The organism is Pseudomonas simiae, assembly GCF_900111895.1.
GTDB lineage: Bacteria > Pseudomonadota > Gammaproteobacteria > Pseudomonadales > Pseudomonadaceae > Aquipseudomonas > Aquipseudomonas simiae.
In genome coordinates this window covers 193,005-208,678 of the sequence record NZ_FOKB01000002.1, presented here as the reverse complement: position 1 = coordinate 208,678, position 15,674 = coordinate 193,005, and the positions used below count along the sequence as shown (strand labels likewise).

15 protein-coding genes are annotated in these 15,674 nt (G+C 60.9%); 6 read left to right on the top strand and 9 right to left on the bottom strand.

The annotated features are described in order from the left end of the window. Positions 1–29: 29 nt before the first annotated feature. The 4 genes from BMZ57_RS06950 to mreB form a co-directional block, all read right to left on the bottom strand. On the bottom strand, positions 30–626 hold the full coding sequence (locus tag BMZ57_RS06950) for a Maf family protein (RefSeq protein ID WP_010213136.1): 597 nt from the start codon (positions 624–626) through the stop codon (positions 30–32). Between the two features lie 51 nt (positions 627–677). Continuing rightward, a complete protein-coding gene (gene mreD, locus BMZ57_RS06945; protein WP_010213138.1) occupies positions 678–1,166 on the bottom strand; it encodes a rod shape-determining protein MreD in 489 nt (162 codons plus the stop codon). Beyond that, a complete protein-coding gene (gene mreC / locus BMZ57_RS06940; protein ID WP_370737436.1) occupies positions 1,166–2,218 on the bottom strand; it encodes a rod shape-determining protein MreC in 1,053 nt (350 codons plus the stop codon). The genes mreD and mreC overlap by 1 nt, the downstream gene beginning before the upstream one ends. A gap of 188 nt (positions 2,219–2,406) precedes the next feature. Then, positions 2,407–3,444 (bottom strand): rod shape-determining protein MreB, encoded by a 1,038-nt coding sequence (mreB, locus tag BMZ57_RS06935; RefSeq protein WP_002555108.1) that lies wholly within the window; start codon positions 3,442–3,444, stop codon positions 2,407–2,409. Between the two features lie 210 nt (positions 3,445–3,654). Between mreB and gatC the strand changes: the two genes are divergently transcribed. The 6 genes from gatC to BMZ57_RS06905 all read left to right on the top strand — a co-directional run bounded on the left by gatC (position 3,655) and on the right by BMZ57_RS06905 (position 8,877). Next, positions 3,655–3,942: an Asp-tRNA(Asn)/Glu-tRNA(Gln) amidotransferase subunit GatC gene (gene gatC / locus BMZ57_RS06930; RefSeq protein WP_010213142.1), complete on the top strand. Its 288-nt coding sequence runs from the start codon at positions 3,655–3,657 to the stop codon at positions 3,940–3,942. 16 nt (positions 3,943–3,958) lie between these two features. Beyond that, the gene (gene gatA / locus BMZ57_RS06925) at positions 3,959–5,410 is read left to right on the top strand and encodes an Asp-tRNA(Asn)/Glu-tRNA(Gln) amidotransferase subunit GatA (RefSeq protein WP_010213143.1); all 1,452 of its coding nucleotides are present in this window, start codon (positions 3,959–3,961) and stop codon (positions 5,408–5,410) included. A gap of 10 nt (positions 5,411–5,420) precedes the next feature. Then, entirely contained in the window at positions 5,421–6,866 is a 1,446-nt protein-coding gene (gene gatB / locus BMZ57_RS06920; RefSeq protein WP_010213144.1) for an Asp-tRNA(Asn)/Glu-tRNA(Gln) amidotransferase subunit GatB, read from the top strand. 157 nt (positions 6,867–7,023) lie between these two features. Continuing rightward, positions 7,024–7,395 (top strand): septal ring lytic transglycosylase RlpA family protein, encoded by a 372-nt coding sequence (locus BMZ57_RS06915; protein WP_010213146.1) that lies wholly within the window; start codon positions 7,024–7,026, stop codon positions 7,393–7,395. 58 nt (positions 7,396–7,453) lie between these two features. Next, positions 7,454–8,500 carry a calcium/sodium antiporter gene (locus BMZ57_RS06910; RefSeq protein ID WP_010213148.1) on the top strand — a complete coding sequence of 349 codons (1,047 nt, stop codon included), beginning with the start codon at positions 7,454–7,456 and terminating at the stop codon, positions 8,498–8,500. Continuing rightward, entirely contained in the window at positions 8,497–8,877 is a 381-nt protein-coding gene (locus BMZ57_RS06905; RefSeq protein ID WP_010213149.1) for a carboxymuconolactone decarboxylase family protein, read from the top strand. The genes BMZ57_RS06910 and BMZ57_RS06905 overlap by 4 nt, the downstream gene beginning before the upstream one ends. Here BMZ57_RS06905 and BMZ57_RS06900 read toward each other — a convergent pair. The 5 genes from BMZ57_RS06900 to kdgD all read right to left on the bottom strand — a co-directional run bounded on the left by BMZ57_RS06900 (position 8,874) and on the right by kdgD (position 15,445). Then, positions 8,874–9,815 carry an AEC family transporter gene (locus BMZ57_RS06900; RefSeq protein WP_021491890.1) on the bottom strand — a complete coding sequence of 314 codons (942 nt, stop codon included), beginning with the start codon at positions 9,813–9,815 and terminating at the stop codon, positions 8,874–8,876. The two genes, BMZ57_RS06905 and BMZ57_RS06900, sit on opposite strands and share 4 nt — an antisense overlap. A 189-nt stretch (positions 9,816–10,004) precedes the next feature. Beyond that, on the bottom strand, positions 10,005–11,558 hold the full coding sequence (gene garD / locus BMZ57_RS06895) for a galactarate dehydratase (protein ID WP_010213151.1): 1,554 nt from the start codon (positions 11,556–11,558) through the stop codon (positions 10,005–10,007). A gap of 11 nt (positions 11,559–11,569) precedes the next feature. After that, positions 11,570–12,934, bottom strand: coding sequence for an MFS transporter (locus BMZ57_RS06890; protein WP_010213152.1), 1,365 nt, complete (start codon positions 12,932–12,934; stop codon positions 11,570–11,572). A gap of 99 nt (positions 12,935–13,033) precedes the next feature. Then, complete coding sequence (locus BMZ57_RS06885; protein WP_010213153.1) at positions 13,034–14,479, bottom strand: aldehyde dehydrogenase family protein; 1,446 nt, start codon at positions 14,477–14,479, stop codon at positions 13,034–13,036. 54 nt (positions 14,480–14,533) lie between these two features. Beyond that, positions 14,534–15,445, bottom strand: a complete 912-nt coding sequence (gene kdgD / locus BMZ57_RS06880; RefSeq protein ID WP_069673352.1) for a 5-dehydro-4-deoxyglucarate dehydratase — start codon at positions 15,443–15,445, stop codon at positions 14,534–14,536. Positions 15,446–15,674 lie beyond the last annotated feature (229 nt).

Genomic DNA, 15,674 nt, shown 5'->3' with positions numbered 1-15,674 from the left:
GCTTAAGGCTGGGCGCTGGAATACGGCGTTCAGCGCGCGGTAAGGTTTTGCCAACAGGGTATGCCGAATTGGGCGAGCAGTTGTGCGGTTTCGCACACCGGCAGGCCTACCACAGCGGAATAACTGCCATTGAGTCCGGCGACAAATACTGAGCCCAACCCTTGAATAGCATAGCCGCCCGCCTTGTCCTGGGGTTCGCCACTCTGCCAGTAGGTGGTCGCTTCCTCGACGGAAATCCCGCGAAACCGTACACGACTGCTTACACAAACAGTCTCGCAACGCTGGCCATCGGTGAGGGCAATAGCGGTCAGCACGTCATGTTCACGCCCCGCCAGCGCCATCAGCATTGCCAGGGCATCGGCCTGATCCACGGGCTTACCGAGTATCTGGCCATCGACGATCACGGCGGTATCGGCACCCAGCACACACACGTCGTCAGTGCTTTCGAGCACAGCAAAACCCGCCGCCGCCTTGCCGCGCGCAAGGCGCTCGACGTAGGAAACGGCGGATTCGTTTGTAAGAGGAGTTTCATCGATAGCGGCGCTGACCACGGTGAAAGGCACACCGATCTGGACCAGCAGTTCACGCCGCCTCGGGGAGCCCGAGGCCAGGTAAAGCGAATTCATTGCAGACTCTCCCTGTAGGGTTCGATAACCAGGCAGAGCCTCGCAATCCATTCAATTGATTTTATAGCGACGACGCAACCCACGCAGACCGAAGCTGATCCATGGCCAGAGCAAGGCACTGACCAGCGCCGGCAATACCAGCGCCAGGGTTGGCTGGCGGTTGCCGGTCAAGGCGCTCAGCCACAGCTGAACCAGCTGCGCCAGGCCGAAGATCACCAGGATCACCAGGCACTGCTGCCACATCGGGAACATGCGCAGGCGTTGCTGCAACGACAACACCAGGAAGGTGATCAGGGTCAGGATCAACGCGTTCTGACCCAGCAAGGTGCCATAGAGCACATCTTCCGCCAAGCCCAGGAACATCGCCGTGACCATGCCGACTTTATGCGGCAGGTTCAGCGACCAGAAGGCCAGCAGCAGTGCCAGCCAGAGCGGGCGCAGGATTTCCATGAATTGCGGCAATGGCGAAACGCTAAGCAGCATACCGATAGCAAAGGTCAGCCAGACGATCCAGCCGTTGCGCGAATGAGTATTGGCCATTATTCCTCCCTCTGCCGCGTGGTTGCCGGGGCAGTTGCCGGAGGCTTGGCAGCCGGTGTCGCGGCTGCGGGTTTAGTCACTGCCGGCTTGGCTGGAGGCGTGCTATGGGCTGCCGGCTTGACCGGGGTGGCGACGGGCGCTGCCGGAGCCGCCGTCGGTGCGGGTGGCCCCACGAATGCCGGCTTGGGCACCGTCGCCGGAACGATCGCAGCTGTACCGTTTTGCTTGTCTTCCGCTTCCTGGGCCTGCGCAGCGTCGTTGGCGCGCTCTTCCGGCGTACGGTTATCGCTGAACACCAGCAGCAGGTAACGGCTGCGGTTCAGGGCGGCAGTCGGCACGGCACGCACAATGGCGAACGGCTGACCGGAATCGTGGATTACTTCCTTGACCGTCGCCACCGGGTAACCCGCCGGGAAACGCTGGCCCAGGCCGGAGCTGACCAGCAGATCGCCTTCCTTGATGTCAGCGGTGTCAGCCACATGGCGCAATTCCAGACGCTCCGGATTACCGGTGCCGCTGGCAATCGCGCGCAGGCCATTGCGGTTGACCTGCACCGGAATGCTGTGGGTCGTGTCCGTCAGCAGCAATACCCGCGAGGTGTAGGGCATCAGCTCAACCACCTGGCCCATCAGGCCACGGGCGTCGAGCACGGGCTGGCCGAGGACCACACCGTCGCGCTCACCCTTGTTGATGATGATGCGATGGGTGAAGGGGTTGGGGTCCATGCCGATCAACTCAGCCACTTCGACCTTTTCGTTGACCAGTGCGGAGGAATTGAGCAACTCGCGCAGCCGAACGTTCTGCTCGGTGAGGGCCGCGAGCTTCTGCATGCGCCCCTGCAACAGCAGGTTTTCGGTCTTGAGTTTTTCGTTCTCGGCGACCAGCTCGGTGCGGCTGCCGAATTGGCTGGCCACGCCCTGGTACAGACGTTGCGGCAGGTCGGTGATCCAGTAAGTCTGCATCAACACCAGCGACATCTGGCTGCGCACGGGTTTGAGCAGTGCAAAGCGGGCATCGACCACCATCAGCGCGACCGAAAGCACGACCAGCACCAACAGGCGCACGCCCAATGAGGGGCCTTTGGCGAAAAGCGGTTTAATAAGCCGCTCCTCCCAGGCAAATGTTCTCTTTATTCATACGGCATCTAACCGGCCTGGATGCAGATTGAAGAAGATAAACGCCAACAGGCAGCACTGCAAAGTGCTGCCTGCGGGCGAAACATGGGCTGACCAGCAATGACTTATTCGCTGGAGAGCAGGTCCATGGTGTGTTTATCCATCATTTCCAGTGCACGACCACCGCCACGGGCAACGCAAGTCAGCGGGTCTTCGGCGACGATCACCGGCAGCCCAGTCTCTTGGGCCAGCAGCTTGTCGAGGTCGCGCAGCAAGGCGCCACCACCGGTCAGTACCAGGCCACGCTCGGCGATGTCGGAAGCCAGTTCCGGCGGCGATTGCTCCAGGGCGCTTTTCACCGCCTGAACGATGGTGGCCAGGGACTCTTGCAGAGCTTCCAGCACTTCATTGGAGTTCAGGGTGAAGGCACGTGGAACGCCTTCGGCCAGGTTGCGACCGCGCACATCGACTTCGCGCACTTCGCCGCCTGGGTAGGCGGTGCCGATTTCCTGCTTGATGCGCTCAGCGGTGGATTCACCGATCAGGCTGCCGTAGTTACGACGTACATAAGTGATGATCGCTTCGTCGAAGCGGTCGCCGCCTACGCGTACGGATTCGGCATACACCACACCATTCAGGGAGATCAGGGCGATTTCAGTGGTACCACCACCGATATCCACCACCATCGAACCGCGGGCTTCTTCAACCGGCAGGCCGGCACCGATCGCAGCAGCCATTGGCTCTTCGATCAGGAACACTTCACGGGCACCGGCGCCAAGGGCCGATTCACGGATGGCACGACGCTCAACCTGGGTGGACTTGCATGGAACGCAGATCAGCACACGAGGGCTGGGCTGCAGGAAACTGTTTTCGTGAACCTTGTTGATGAAGTATTGCAGCATCTTCTCGCAGACACTGAAGTCGGCGATCACGCCGTCTTTCATCGGACGAATGGCAGCAATATTGCCTGGTGTACGGCCGAGCATGCGCTTGGCCTCGGTGCCGACGGCAACGACACTTTTCTGATTACCATGGGTCCGAATGGCCACAACCGATGGCTCATTCAGGACGATACCGCGCTCGCGCACGTAAATAAGGGTGTTGGCAGTGCCCAGGTCAATGGAAAGATCGCTGGAAAACATGCCACGCAGTTTCTTGAACATGGGAAAGGGACCCTAGGCAACGCGTGGGTAAAAAAGTGCGGCAAACTCTAACAACGACAGGGATTTTGGGCAAGGCGCCAATGTGCTAAATTGGCCGACTTTCTGTGCACCTAACCCCACAATCGCGGCCGTAAGACCGTAGAAATGCGGTAGTGTTCCGACAATCTAACACACGGACAGCCTCCGTTCTGTTTTCCACTGGAGATTCCCATGACGCTTGAACGCTCCGACGTGGAAAAAATCGCGCACCTGGCCTCGCTTGGCCTCAATGATGCCGATCTTCCACAGACCACCGCAGCCCTGAACAGCATTCTCGGGCTGGTCGACCAAATGCAGGCCGTAAATACCGACGGTATCGAGCCCCTGGCTCACCCGCTGGAAGCCAGCCAGCGCCTGCGCGCAGACGTCGTGACCGAGAGTAATAATCGCGAGGCCTACCAGTCCATCGCGCCAGCGGTCGAAAACGGCCTGTATCTGGTTCCGAAAGTCATCGACTAAAGGGAAAGAGCCTGCAATGCATCATATGACTCTGGCCGAGATCGCCCGCGGTCTCGCCGACAAAACGTTTTCTTCCGAAGAGCTGACCAAGACCCTGCTGGCGCGCATCGCCGAGCACGATCCAAAGGTCAACAGCTTCATCAGCCTCACCGAAGAGCTGGCCTTGAGCCAGGCCAAGGCCGCCGACGCACGTCGCGCCAACGGTGAAAGTGGCGCACTGCTGGGCGCACCGATCGCCCACAAGGACCTGTTCTGCACCCAGGGCATCCGTACCAGCTGCGGCTCGAAGATGCTCGACAACTTCAAGGCTCCCTACGACGCCACTGTGGTGTCCAAGCTGGCTGCCGCCGGGGCCGTGACCCTGGGCAAGACCAACATGGACGAATTCGCCATGGGTTCGGCCAACGAGTCGAGCTACTACGGCGCGGTGAAAAACCCGTGGAACCTGGACCACGTGCCTGGCGGTTCGTCGGGTGGTTCGGCGGCCGCGGTTGCTGCGCGCTTCCTGCCCGCCGCCACGGCCACCGATACCGGCGGCTCGATCCGCCAGCCAGCGGCCTTTACCAACCTCACCGGCCTGAAGCCGACCTACGGTCGCGTTTCCCGTTGGGGCATGATCGCCTACGCCTCCAGCCTCGATCAGGGTGGCCCTCTGGCGCGCACCGCTGAAGACTGCGCAATTTTGTTACAAGGCATGGCAGGCTTCGATAAACAGGACTCCACCAGCATCGACGAGCCCGTGCCGGACTACAGCGCCAGCCTGAACACGTCGCTCAAGGGCCTGCGTATCGGTGTGCCGAAGGAATACTTCAGCGCCGGTCTCGACCCGCGCATTGCTGAGCTGGTGCACAACAGCGTGAAGACGCTGGAAAGCCTGGGTGCCGTCATCAAGGAAATCAGCCTGCCGAACAACCAGCACGCAATTCCTGCGTACTACGTGATCGCGCCGGCAGAAGCCTCTTCCAACCTGTCCCGCTTCGACGGCGTGCGTTTCGGCTATCGCTGCGAAAACCCGAAAGACCTCACCGACCTTTATAAGCGCTCCCGTGGCGAAGGTTTCGGTGCCGAAGTGCAACGCCGGATTATGGTCGGTGCCTACGCCCTGTCGGCCGGTTACTACGACGCGTATTACCTCAAGGCGCAGAAAATCCGTCGCCTGATCAAGAACGACTTCATGGCCGCCTTTGAAGAAGTCGACGTGATCCTCGGCCCAACCACGCCAAACCCGGCCTGGAAGATCGGCGCCAAGACCGGCGACCCGATCGCCGAGTACCTGGAAGACCTGTACACCATCACCGCCAACCTCGCGGGCCTGCCGGGCTTGTCCATGCCTGCCGGTTTCGTCGATGGCCTGCCGGTCGGCGTGCAATTGCTCGCCCCGTATTTCCAGGAAGGCCGCCTGCTCAATGTGGCGCACCAGTACCAGTTGAACACCGACTGGCACACTCGCACCCCTACCGGCTTCTGAGGAGAACACTATGCAATGGGAAGTTGTGATCGGGCTGGAGATTCATACCCAGCTCGCCACCCAATCGAAGATTTTCTCCGGTAGCGCCACCACGTTCGGCTCCGAGCCCAACACCCAGGCCAGCCTGGTCGACCTGGGCATGCCCGGCGTACTGCCGGTGCTGAACCAGGAAGCGGTGCGCATGGCGGTGATGTTCGGCCTGGCAATTGACGCCGAGATCGGCCAGCACAACGTGTTCGCGCGCAAGAACTACTTCTACCCGGACCTGCCCAAAGGCTACCAGATCAGCCAGATGGAACTGCCGATCGTCGGCAAGGGCCACCTGGACATTCCTCTGGAAGACGGCACCATCAAGCGCGTCGGCGTAACCCGCGCGCACTTGGAAGAAGACGCCGGTAAAAGCCTGCACGAAGAATTCCCGGGCGCCACCGGTATCGACCTGAACCGTGCCGGCACGCCGCTGCTGGAAATCGTGTCCGAGCCGGACATGCGCAGTGCCAAGGAAGCCGTAGCCTACGTCAAGACTATCCACGCGCTGGTGCGCTACCTGGGCATCTGCGACGGCAACATGGCTGAAGGTTCGCTGCGTTGCGACTGCAACGTGTCGATCCGTCCAAAGGGCCAGGTCGAGTTCGGCACTCGCTGCGAGATCAAGAACGTCAACTCGTTCCGCTTCATCGAGAAAGCGATCAACAGCGAAGTACGTCGCCAGATCGAGCTGATCGAAGACGGTGGCAAGGTCATCCAGCAAACCCGCCTGTACGACCCGAACAAAGATGAAACCCGCGCCATGCGCAGCAAAGAGGAAGCCAACGACTACCGTTACTTCCCCGATCCGGACCTGTTGCCGGTGGTGCTTGAGGACTCGTTCCTCAACGACATCCGGGCCACCCTGCCGGAATTGCCGCAGCAGAAACGCGAACGCTTCCAGGCGCAGTTCGGCCTGTCGGTCTACGACGCCAGCGTGTTGGCTTCCAGCCGTGAGCAAGCCAACTACTTTGAAAAAGTCGTGAGCATTGCCGGTGACGCCAAGCTGGCGGCCAACTGGGTGATGGTTGAACTGGGCAGCCTGTTGAACAAACAGGGCCTGGAAATCGACGAAGCCCCAGTCTCCGCCGAGCAATTGGGCGGCATGCTGCTGCGCATCAAGGACAACACCATCTCCGGCAAAATCGCCAAGACCGTGTTTGAAGCGATGGCCAGCGGTGAAGGCAGCGCCGATGAAATCATCGAGAAACGCGGTCTCAAGCAAGTCACCGACAGCGGCGCGATCTCGGCCGTGCTGGATGAAATGCTCGCAGCCAACGCCGAGCAGGTCGAACAGTACCGTGCGGCGGACGAAGCCAAGCGCGGCAAGATGTTCGGCTTCTTTGTCGGCCAGGCGATGAAAGCCTCCAAAGGCAAGGCCAACCCGCAACAGGTGAACGAACTGCTGAAAAGCAAGCTCGAAGGCTGATAGCGATGGACAGTCCGGGCGGAAATTTCACTTCCCACCCGGATACCCTGTGGGAGCGGGCTTGCCTGCGATTGCATCCCCTCGATGTTCTTGAGACACCGAGTTATCTGCATCGCAGGCAAGCCAGCTCCCACATTTGTTATGGGGCATCTTGAACATGAAGCGTCTACTCGGCCTCCTGGCCTTGTTCTCCCTACTGGCCGGTTGCGCCAGCGGCATCATCAACCCCAACGGCTACGACGAAACCGGCACCGCCTCCTATTACGGCGCCAAGCACCATGGCAATAAGACAGCCAGCGGTGAACCCTTCAATCAGAACGCCCTGACCGCCGCCCACCGGCGATTGCCGTTCGGCACCCAGGTCAAGGTCACCAATCTCGACAACGACAAATCCGTGGTTGTCCGCATCAATGATCGCGGCCCGCATACCCGTGGGCGCTTGATTGATCTTTCGCGCAAGGCTGCCCAGCAACTGGGTATGATCAGCAGCGGCACCGCGCGTGTGCGCGTGCAAGCCCTGAGCAACTGAAGACGGAGCCCTGACCATTTTCGGATTAACCGCCCTCTCGCCCTGGAGCCTGCTGGAATTGGTCAGCGGCCTGGTCCTGCTGATCATCGGCGCCGAAATCCTGGTGCGCGCCGCCGTGCGCCTGGCCGCGAGCCTCAAGGTGCGGCCGCTGATCATCGGCCTGACGATCGTGGCCTTCGGCAGCAGCGCACCGCAGATGACCGTCAGCCTGCAAGCCACGCTGGCCGGCAACACCGATATCGCGGTGGGCAGCGTGATCGGCAGCAGTATCTTCAACATCCTGGTCACCCTGGGCCTGTCGGCGCTGATCATTCCGCTGCGGGTCTCGCGCCAGCTGGTGCGCCTGGATATTCCGGTAATGATCCTGGCCGGGCTGCTGGTGTTCACCCTCGCCGCCAATGAAGCACTCACGCCACTCGACGGCCTGGTGCTGCTCGTTGCCCTGGTCGCCTACCTCGGTGTGCTGCACTACCAGACCCGTCATTCCCGCCGCCCGCGAACGCTGGACACCGTGGCCCGCGCGCCCTGGCTAAGCAGCGTGCTGCTGATGCTTGGCGGGCTGCTGATTCTGGTGCTGGCCGGCCATTTGCTGTTGGGCGCAGCCGTCGATGTGGCGGGCGACTTGGGCTTGTCGGAACGTGTGATCGGCCTGACCTTGATCGGCGTCGGCACCTCGCTGCCATGCCTGGCGACCTCGCTGATTGCCGCCCTGCGTGGCGAACGGGAAATCGCCGTGGGCAACGTGATTGGCAGCAACCTGTTCAACCTGCTGGGCGTATTGGGCCTGACCGCCCTGCTCGCGCCCTCGCCGCTGTCGGTATCGCCCAATGCCCTGGATTTCGACCTGCCGGTGATGCTCGGCGTGGTGGTGCTGTGCCTGCCGGTGTTTTACACCGGCTACCGCGTGACCCGCGCCGAAGGCCTGGTGCTGCTGGGCCTGTACCTGGCGTACGGCCTGCATGTGATGGCCTTTACCACCGGCATGCCCCTGGCCAGCAAGCTTGAACAACTGATGCTGTATTACGTCCTGCCAGTGCTGGTGGCTTTTCTGTTGTTCAGCACGCTGCGAGCCTGGCGCCGCCAACACAAGAGGGAGCCGCAATGACCGATCAGAAAAAGCCCGGGGTTGAGATGCGTCGCCAGGTCATGGGCGATGTGTTCGTCGACCGCGCCTTGGGCAACGCCACCGAGTTCACCCAGCCGCTGCAGGACTTCGTCAATGAACATGCCTGGGGCAGCGTGTGGAACCGCGAAGGTCTACCGCTGAAGACCCGCAGCCTGATCACCCTCGCAGCCCTCACCGCGCTCAAGTGCCCGCAGGAACTCAAGGGCCATGTGCGCGGTGCGCTGAACAATGGCTGTACCGTGGAAGAGATCCGCGAGGCACTGCTGCATTGCGCGGTGTATGCCGGTGTGCCGGCGGCGATTGATGCGTTTCGTGCGGCGCAGGAAGTGATCGAAACCTATCAGAAAGAGGGCTAGATCCAGCCGCCCGCCTGCAACACAAAGATTCCGATATTGGTGGTCACCGCCGCCATCAAGGTGGTGATCACGATAATCGCTGCCGCCAGCTCATGATTACCCTCGGCTGCCCTGGCCATCACAAAACTGGCGGCTGCGGTCGGCGCACCGAAGTACAGGAACAGAATCCCCAGCTCCGGCCCCCGGAAACCCAACAGCCAGGCGCCCAGCGTCGCGACAACCGGCAAACCGATCATCTTCACCAGGCTGGCGCTCAGGGCCATGCTCCCGCTTTTGCGCAGGGCCGCCAGCGACAGGGTGCCACCGATACAGATCAGCGCCAGCGGCAAGGTCATGTCCGCAAGGTACTGGCCCGAAGACTCCAGCCAACCCGGCAAGCCAATCTGGAACACCGCGAACGGCGTGGCTGCGATCACACTGATGATCAGCGGGTTGGCCACCACGCTCTTGCAGATGCTCCACGGATCGGACTTGATCACCGGGCTGTACACCGCCAGCACGATGGTCGACAGGGTGTTGTAGAACAGGATCACCAGTGCCGCGAGAATCGCGCCGAGGGAGATGCCGTAGTCGCCGTACATGCTGGCAGCCAGCGCCAGACCGATCACGCCGTTATTGCCGCGAAACGCACCCTGGGTATAGATGCCGCGGTCTTCACGCGGGCACCGAAAGATCGCCCAACCCCAGGCCAGCGCGAAGCTGAGCAAGGTGGCGACGGCAAAATAGATCAGCAAGCCCGGCTTGAGCGCCGAGTGCAGGTCGGCATGCAGGATGCCGAGGAACAGCAGCGCCGGCATGGTGACGTTGAACACCAGGGACGAGGCCGTGTGGATAAAGTTGTCGTTGATCCAATTGACGCGCTTGAGCAGCACACCGAGGAACAGCATGGCAAACACCGGCGCGGTGATGGTGAGGGTGGTGAGGAAAATTGCCAGCATGCCGGGAAAGCCTTGGTGAGCGTCGGTAGGTGGCTAATGATAAGCCATGCAGCCCTGCGGCGTCTGGTAGGACGCCTTAGCGAGCAAGTCGAATCGTCGCACCGCCGCTCCCACACTTGACCGAGTTCCAGCATGAGAATGCGGTCAAGTGTGGGAGCGGATTTACTTGCGAAGGCAGGCGACCCGGTCTCAGGTAATGGGCGCAGGGTTGAACAAGGTGATGTCGTTATGCAGTTTGTGATGCTCCGCCCACGTCTGCTTCCTGCCGCTGGCCACATCCAGGTAGAAATGGAACAACTCCCAACCCAGCTCCTCGATGGTCGCGCGCCCGGTGGCAATGCGCCCGGCGTCGATATCGATCAGGTCCGGCCACCGCTGCGCCAACTCCGTACGGGTCGAGACCTTGACCACCGGCGCCATTGCCAATCCGTAAGGTGTGCCACGCCCGGTGGTGAACACGTGCAAGTTCATCCCCGCCGCCAATTGCAAGGTGCCGCACACAAAGTCACTGGCCGGCGTTGCGCAAAAGATCAGGCCCTTGCCCTTGAAACGCTCGCCTGGGCCCAGCACGCCGTTGATCGCGCTGCTGCCGGATTTGACGATGGAGCCCAGGGACTTCTCGACGATGTTCGACAACCCGCCCTTCTTGTTGCCCGGCGTGGTGTTGGCGCTGCGGTCCGCCTCGCCCTTGGCCAGGTAACGGTCGTACCAATCCATTTCCCGGACGAGTTCCTGGGCGACTTGCGTGTTTTCGGCGCGAGACGTCAGCAGGTAAATGGCATCGCGCACTTCGGTGACTTCGGAAAACATCACCGTCGCCCCGGCCCGTAGCAGCAAGTCCGAGGCATAGCCCAGCGCCGGGTTGGCGGTGATGCCGGAAAACGCATCACTGCCGCCACACTGCATGCCCAGAATCAACTCGGACGCCGGCACGGTTTCGCGGCGGCGCTGGTCGAGTTTCTTCAAGCGCGTCTCGGCCAGTGCCATGATCTGCTCGATCATTTCGGTAAAACCGTGGCTGGAATCCTGCAGCCGGTACAGCCAGGGCTCGCTCAGGTCGACCGAGCTGTCGTTGTCGTGCATCACCTGCCCGGCCTGCAATTTCTCGCAGCCCAGACTGATGACCAGGGCTTCACCGCCCAGGTTCGGGTTGCGCGCCAGGTTGCGCACGGTGCGGATCGGAATGTAGGCATCCGTTGCAGTGATCGCCACGCCGCAGCCGTAGCTGTGGGTCAGCGCCACCACGTCGTCGACGTGCGGGTACTTGGGCAGCAATTCGTCCTTGATACGCTTGACCGCATGGTCCAGCACACCGGTGACGCACTGCACCGTGGTGGTGATGCCGAGGATATTGCGCGTGCCCACAGTGCCATCCGCGTTGCGGTAGCCCTCGAAGGTAAACCCTTCCAGCGGTGCCTGGGCCTCAGGCACCTCGGTGGACAGCGGCAAGCTGTCCAACGGCGGCGCGGTAGGCATGCGCAGTTGATCCTCCTGCACCCAACTGCCGCGCGGAATCGGCGCCAGGGCGTAACCGATGGTCTGGCCGTAGCGAATAATCTGACCGCCCTCGGGGATATCTTCCAGGGTCACCTTGTGGCTCTGGGGGATGAAGTCCACGGTCACCAGGCCATCCGGGAACTCGGTCCCGGCCGGTACGCCCTGGTCATTGACCACAATCACCACGTTGTCGCGTTCGTGCAAACGAATCGAGCGCGGCGAGTCGGCATGTTCAATCAACTGCATCACACGGCCCCTCAGGAATGCGCTTCGGTTAGGCGGGTCAACTCAGGCCCCTGGGTAGGCGGCTCTTTGAGTACTACACGCTTGATCGGGCCAACGATGACCAGGTAGCTGAACACCGCCACCAGCGCGTTGGCGCCGACGAACACCAAGGCCCATTTGAACGAACCGGTGGTGCTGATGATGTAGCCGATCACAATCGGCGTGGTAATCGACGCAAGGTTACCGAAGGTGTTGAACAAACCACCACTGAGACCGGCGATTTGTTTCGGCGAGGTGTCGGATACCACCGCCCAACCCAGTGCGCCAACGCCTTTGCCGAAGAAGGCCAAGGCCATGAAGCCCACCACCATCCATTCGATATCCACATAGTTGCAGGCCACGATGCTGCTGGAGATCAGCAGGCCACCAATGATCGGCGCCTTGCGGGCGAAGGTCAGGGAGTGGCCTTTGCGCAGCAGGTAGTCGGAAATCACCCCGCCGAGCACGCCGCCGATAAACCCGCAGATCGCCGGCAACGAGGCGATGAAACCGGCCTTGAGGATCGTCATGCCACGGTCCTGCACCAGGTACACCGGGAACCACGTAAGGAAGAAGTAGGTGATGCCGTTGATGCAGTACTGGCCCAGGTACACGCCGAGCATCATGCGGTTGGTCAACAGTTGGCGGATGTAGTCCCACTTCGGACCGTCGGTTTTCTTACCCTTGCCTTTGTCCTGATCCATATCGACCATCGCACCATTGGCGGCGATATGGTTGAACTCGGCTTCGTTGATCATCGGATGCTGGCGCGGGCTGTGGATAACTTTCAACCAGATCAGCGAGAAAATGATGCCGATCACGCCCATCACGATAAACACGTGCTGCCAGCCGAAGCTGTAGACGATCCACCCCATCAGCGGCGCAAACAGCACCGTGGCGAAGTATTGCGCAGAGTTAAAGATCGCTGAAGCCGTACCGCGTTCTGCCGTAGGAAACCACGCCGCCACAATACGGGCATTTCCGGGAAACGACGGCGCTTCGGCCAAGCCCACCATGAAGCGCAGCATGAACAGCGCAACCACGGCGGTGGAGACACCAAACTCACCGACATAGCCTTGCAGCACGGTGAACAGAGACCAGGTGAAGATGCTCAGGGCATAGACTTTTTTCGAGCCGAACCGGTCCAGCAGCCAGCCACCGGGAATTTGCCCGGCCACGTAGGCCCAACCGAATGCGGAGAAGATGTAACCGAGCGTGACCGCGTCGATGCCGAGGTCTTTTTGCAGGCTGGAGCCTGCGATGGCGATAGTGGCCCGGTCGGCATAGTTGATCGTGGTCACCAGGAACAGCATGAGCAGGATCAAATAGCGGACATGGGTCGGCTTGGTCGCTTGCATGAAGAAGTACTCCCACTAATTATTTTTTTTGCGGGTAATGGTTTTCTGTTTTTGCCGTGGGGAGCCGACAGGCATCCGGCCCCCACTGGGTGTTGCGTATTACGAACCGATGTAGCTGGTTTTCACCACGGTGTAGAACTCTTGCGCATAGCGACCTTGCTCCCGCGAGCCATAGGACGAGCCTTTACGGCCGCCGAAGGGAACGTGGTAATCCACACCTGCCGTCGGCAGATTGACCATCACCATCCCGGCCTGGGAATGACGCTTGAAGTGGTTGGCGTACTTGAGCGATGTGGTGGCAATGCCCGCCGACAGCCCGAACTCGGTGTCATTGGCCATGGCCAGCGCTGCTTCGTAGTCCGCTACGCGCACGACGTTGGCGACCGGGCCGAAGATCTCTTCACGGCTGATACGCATGGCGGCTTCGCTGTCGGCAAACAGCGTCGGTGCCAGGTAGTAACCTTCGGTATCGCAGGTCACCAGGCCACCACCGCTGACCAGCCGCGCACCTTCGCTTTGGCCGATGTCGATGTATTTGAGGTCCTGGTCCAACTGGGCCTGGGAAACCACCGGGCCAATGTCGGTGCCGCTTTTCAGCGCGTGGCCGACCTTGATCGACTTCATGCGCTCAGCCATGGCCGCGACGAACTGGTCGTGGATACCGGCGGTGACGATCAGGCGACTGGACGCTGTGCAACGCTGGCCGGTGGAGTAGAACGCGCTCTGTACGGACAGCTCGACGGCCTGCTTGAGGTCGGCGTCGTCGAGGATGATCTGCGGGTTCTTGCCGCCCATTTCCAACTGCACTTTGGCCTGGCGCGACACACAACTGACGGCGATCTGACGACCAACACCGACAGAACCGGTGAAGCTGATGCCATCGACTTTCGGGCTATTGACCAGCACGTCGCCGACCACGCGACCGCTGCCCATCACCAGATTGAACACACCGGCGGGGAAACCGGCGCGGGAAATGATCTCTGCCAGGGCCCAGGCGCAACCCGGTACCAGCTCGGCAGGCTTGATCACCACGCAGTTGCCGTAGGCCAGGGCCGGGGCAATTTTCCAGGCGGGGATGGCGATCGGGAAGTTCCACGGCGTGATCAGGCCGACCACTCCCAAGGCTTCGCGAGTGACTTCTACATTGACGCCCGGGCGAACCGACGGCACGTAGTCGCCGGACAGCCGCAGGCATTCACCGGCGAAGAACTTGAAAATATTACCGGCGCGGGTCACTTCGCCGATGGCTTCGGGCAGGGTCTTGCCCTCTTCACGGGCCAACAGGGTGCCGAGCTCTTCGCGGCGCGCGAGGATTTCACTGCCGACTTTATCCAGAGCGTCATGGCGCGCCTGGATCCCGGAAGTGGACCAGGCCGGGAATGCCGCGCGGGCCGCATCGATGGCGGCGTTGACCTGGGTAACATCCGCCTTGGCGTATTCACCAATGACATCGGACAACTCCGACGGGTTGAGGTTGACGCAATAGTCAGCGCCGGCCACCCACTGGCCATTGATGTAGTTGTCAAAACGTTGGGCTTGGGACACGAATCTTCTCCTGACGCAAAAGGCCGCTGATTGCTCAGCGGCCTTGTAGATGAGTTATTGCGCGCCTTGCTTGTCGATCAGCGCGGCCAGGGCTTCATATTCTTCCGGCAACAGGTCGGTCAGCGGCGTGCGTACCGTACCTGCGTCGTAGCCGACGATTTTTGCACCCGCCTTGACGATGCTGACGGCATACCCGGCCTTGCGGTTACGGATGTCCAGGTATGGCAGGAAGAAGTCGTCGATGATCTTGGAAACGGTGGCGTGATCGTCCTTGGCAATCGCGTGGTAGAAGTCCATCGCGGTTTTCGGGATGAAGTTGAACACCGCCGAGGAGTACACCGGAACTCCCAGGGCCTTGTAGGCAGCGGCGTAAACCTCTGCAGTCGGCAGGCCGCCGAGGTAGCTGAAACGATCACCGAGGCGGCGACGTATCGACACCATCAACTCGATATCACCCAGGCCATCCTTGTAGCCGATCAGGTTCGGGCAGCGCTCGGCCAGGCGTTCCAGCAGCGGAGCGGTCAGGCGGCAGACGTTACGGTTGTAGACCACCACACCGATCTTGACCGACTTGCACACGGCCTCAACGTGGGCCGCAACGCCATCCTGGCTGGCTTCGGTGAGGTAGTGCGGCAGCAGCAGCAGACCTTTGGCGCCGAGGCGTTCGGCTTCCTGAGCGTACTCGATGGCCTGGCGTGTCGAACCGCCCACACCGGCGAGGATCGGCACACTGGTCGCGCAGGTATCCACTGCGGTTTTCACCACCTGGGAATATTCGCTGGCCGCGAGGGAAAAGAACTCACCGGTACCGCCAGCAGCGAACAAAGCCGTGGCGCCGTAAGGGGCCAGCCATTCAAGGCGCTTGATGTAGCCCGCCTGGTGGAAATCACCCTGGGCGTTGAAATCGGTCACCGGGAAAGACAGCAGACCGTGGGAAAGGATGGACTTCAGTTCTTGTGGATTCATTATTCGAACACCCTGGGCGAAGACTTTCTATCGAAAGGTTGTTGTTGGTTTTGGTGATGTCGTACGTCATCGTACAACTATAAAACAATTCGTCAACTGCAATTCATCAGTCTTCGTTCTGAGAGCGTTGAATGCGCGCCTTCTTGACGTAGGAAATTTTTACTCTATGCTCGATTTAGCTGTATATACATACAGCTATCACGGAAGATTCCTACTACATAGCAAGGAG

What these genes read in the sequence shown, in the direction of transcription:
- BMZ57_RS06905 (WP_010213149.1), top strand. Translation starts at nt 8,497, where the DNA reads ATGACCGATCAGAAAAAGCCCGGGGTTGAGATGCGTCGCCAGGTCATG.
- gatB (WP_010213144.1), top strand. Translation starts at nt 5,421, where the DNA reads ATGCAATGGGAAGTTGTGATCGGGCTGGAGATTCATACCCAGCTCGCC.
- gatA (WP_010213143.1), top strand. Translation starts at nt 3,959, where the DNA reads ATGCATCATATGACTCTGGCCGAGATCGCCCGCGGTCTCGCCGACAAA.
- gatC (WP_010213142.1), top strand. Translation starts at nt 3,655, where the DNA reads ATGACGCTTGAACGCTCCGACGTGGAAAAAATCGCGCACCTGGCCTCG.
- BMZ57_RS06900 (WP_021491890.1), bottom strand. Translation starts at nt 9,815, where the DNA reads ATGCTGGCAATTTTCCTCACCACCCTCACCATCACCGCGCCGGTGTTT.
- garD (WP_010213151.1), bottom strand. Translation starts at nt 11,558, where the DNA reads ATGCAGTTGATTGAACATGCCGACTCGCCGCGCTCGATTCGTTTGCAC.
- kdgD (WP_069673352.1), bottom strand. Translation starts at nt 15,445, where the DNA reads ATGAATCCACAAGAACTGAAGTCCATCCTTTCCCACGGTCTGCTGTCT.
- mreD (WP_010213138.1), bottom strand. Translation starts at nt 1,166, where the DNA reads ATGGCCAATACTCATTCGCGCAACGGCTGGATCGTCTGGCTGACCTTT.
- BMZ57_RS06890 (WP_010213152.1), bottom strand. Translation starts at nt 12,934, where the DNA reads ATGCAAGCGACCAAGCCGACCCATGTCCGCTATTTGATCCTGCTCATG.
- mreB (WP_002555108.1), bottom strand. Translation starts at nt 3,444, where the DNA reads ATGTTCAAGAAACTGCGTGGCATGTTTTCCAGCGATCTTTCCATTGAC.
- BMZ57_RS06950 (WP_010213136.1), bottom strand. Translation starts at nt 626, where the DNA reads ATGAATTCGCTTTACCTGGCCTCGGGCTCCCCGAGGCGGCGTGAACTG.
- BMZ57_RS06915 (WP_010213146.1), top strand. Translation starts at nt 7,024, where the DNA reads ATGAAGCGTCTACTCGGCCTCCTGGCCTTGTTCTCCCTACTGGCCGGT.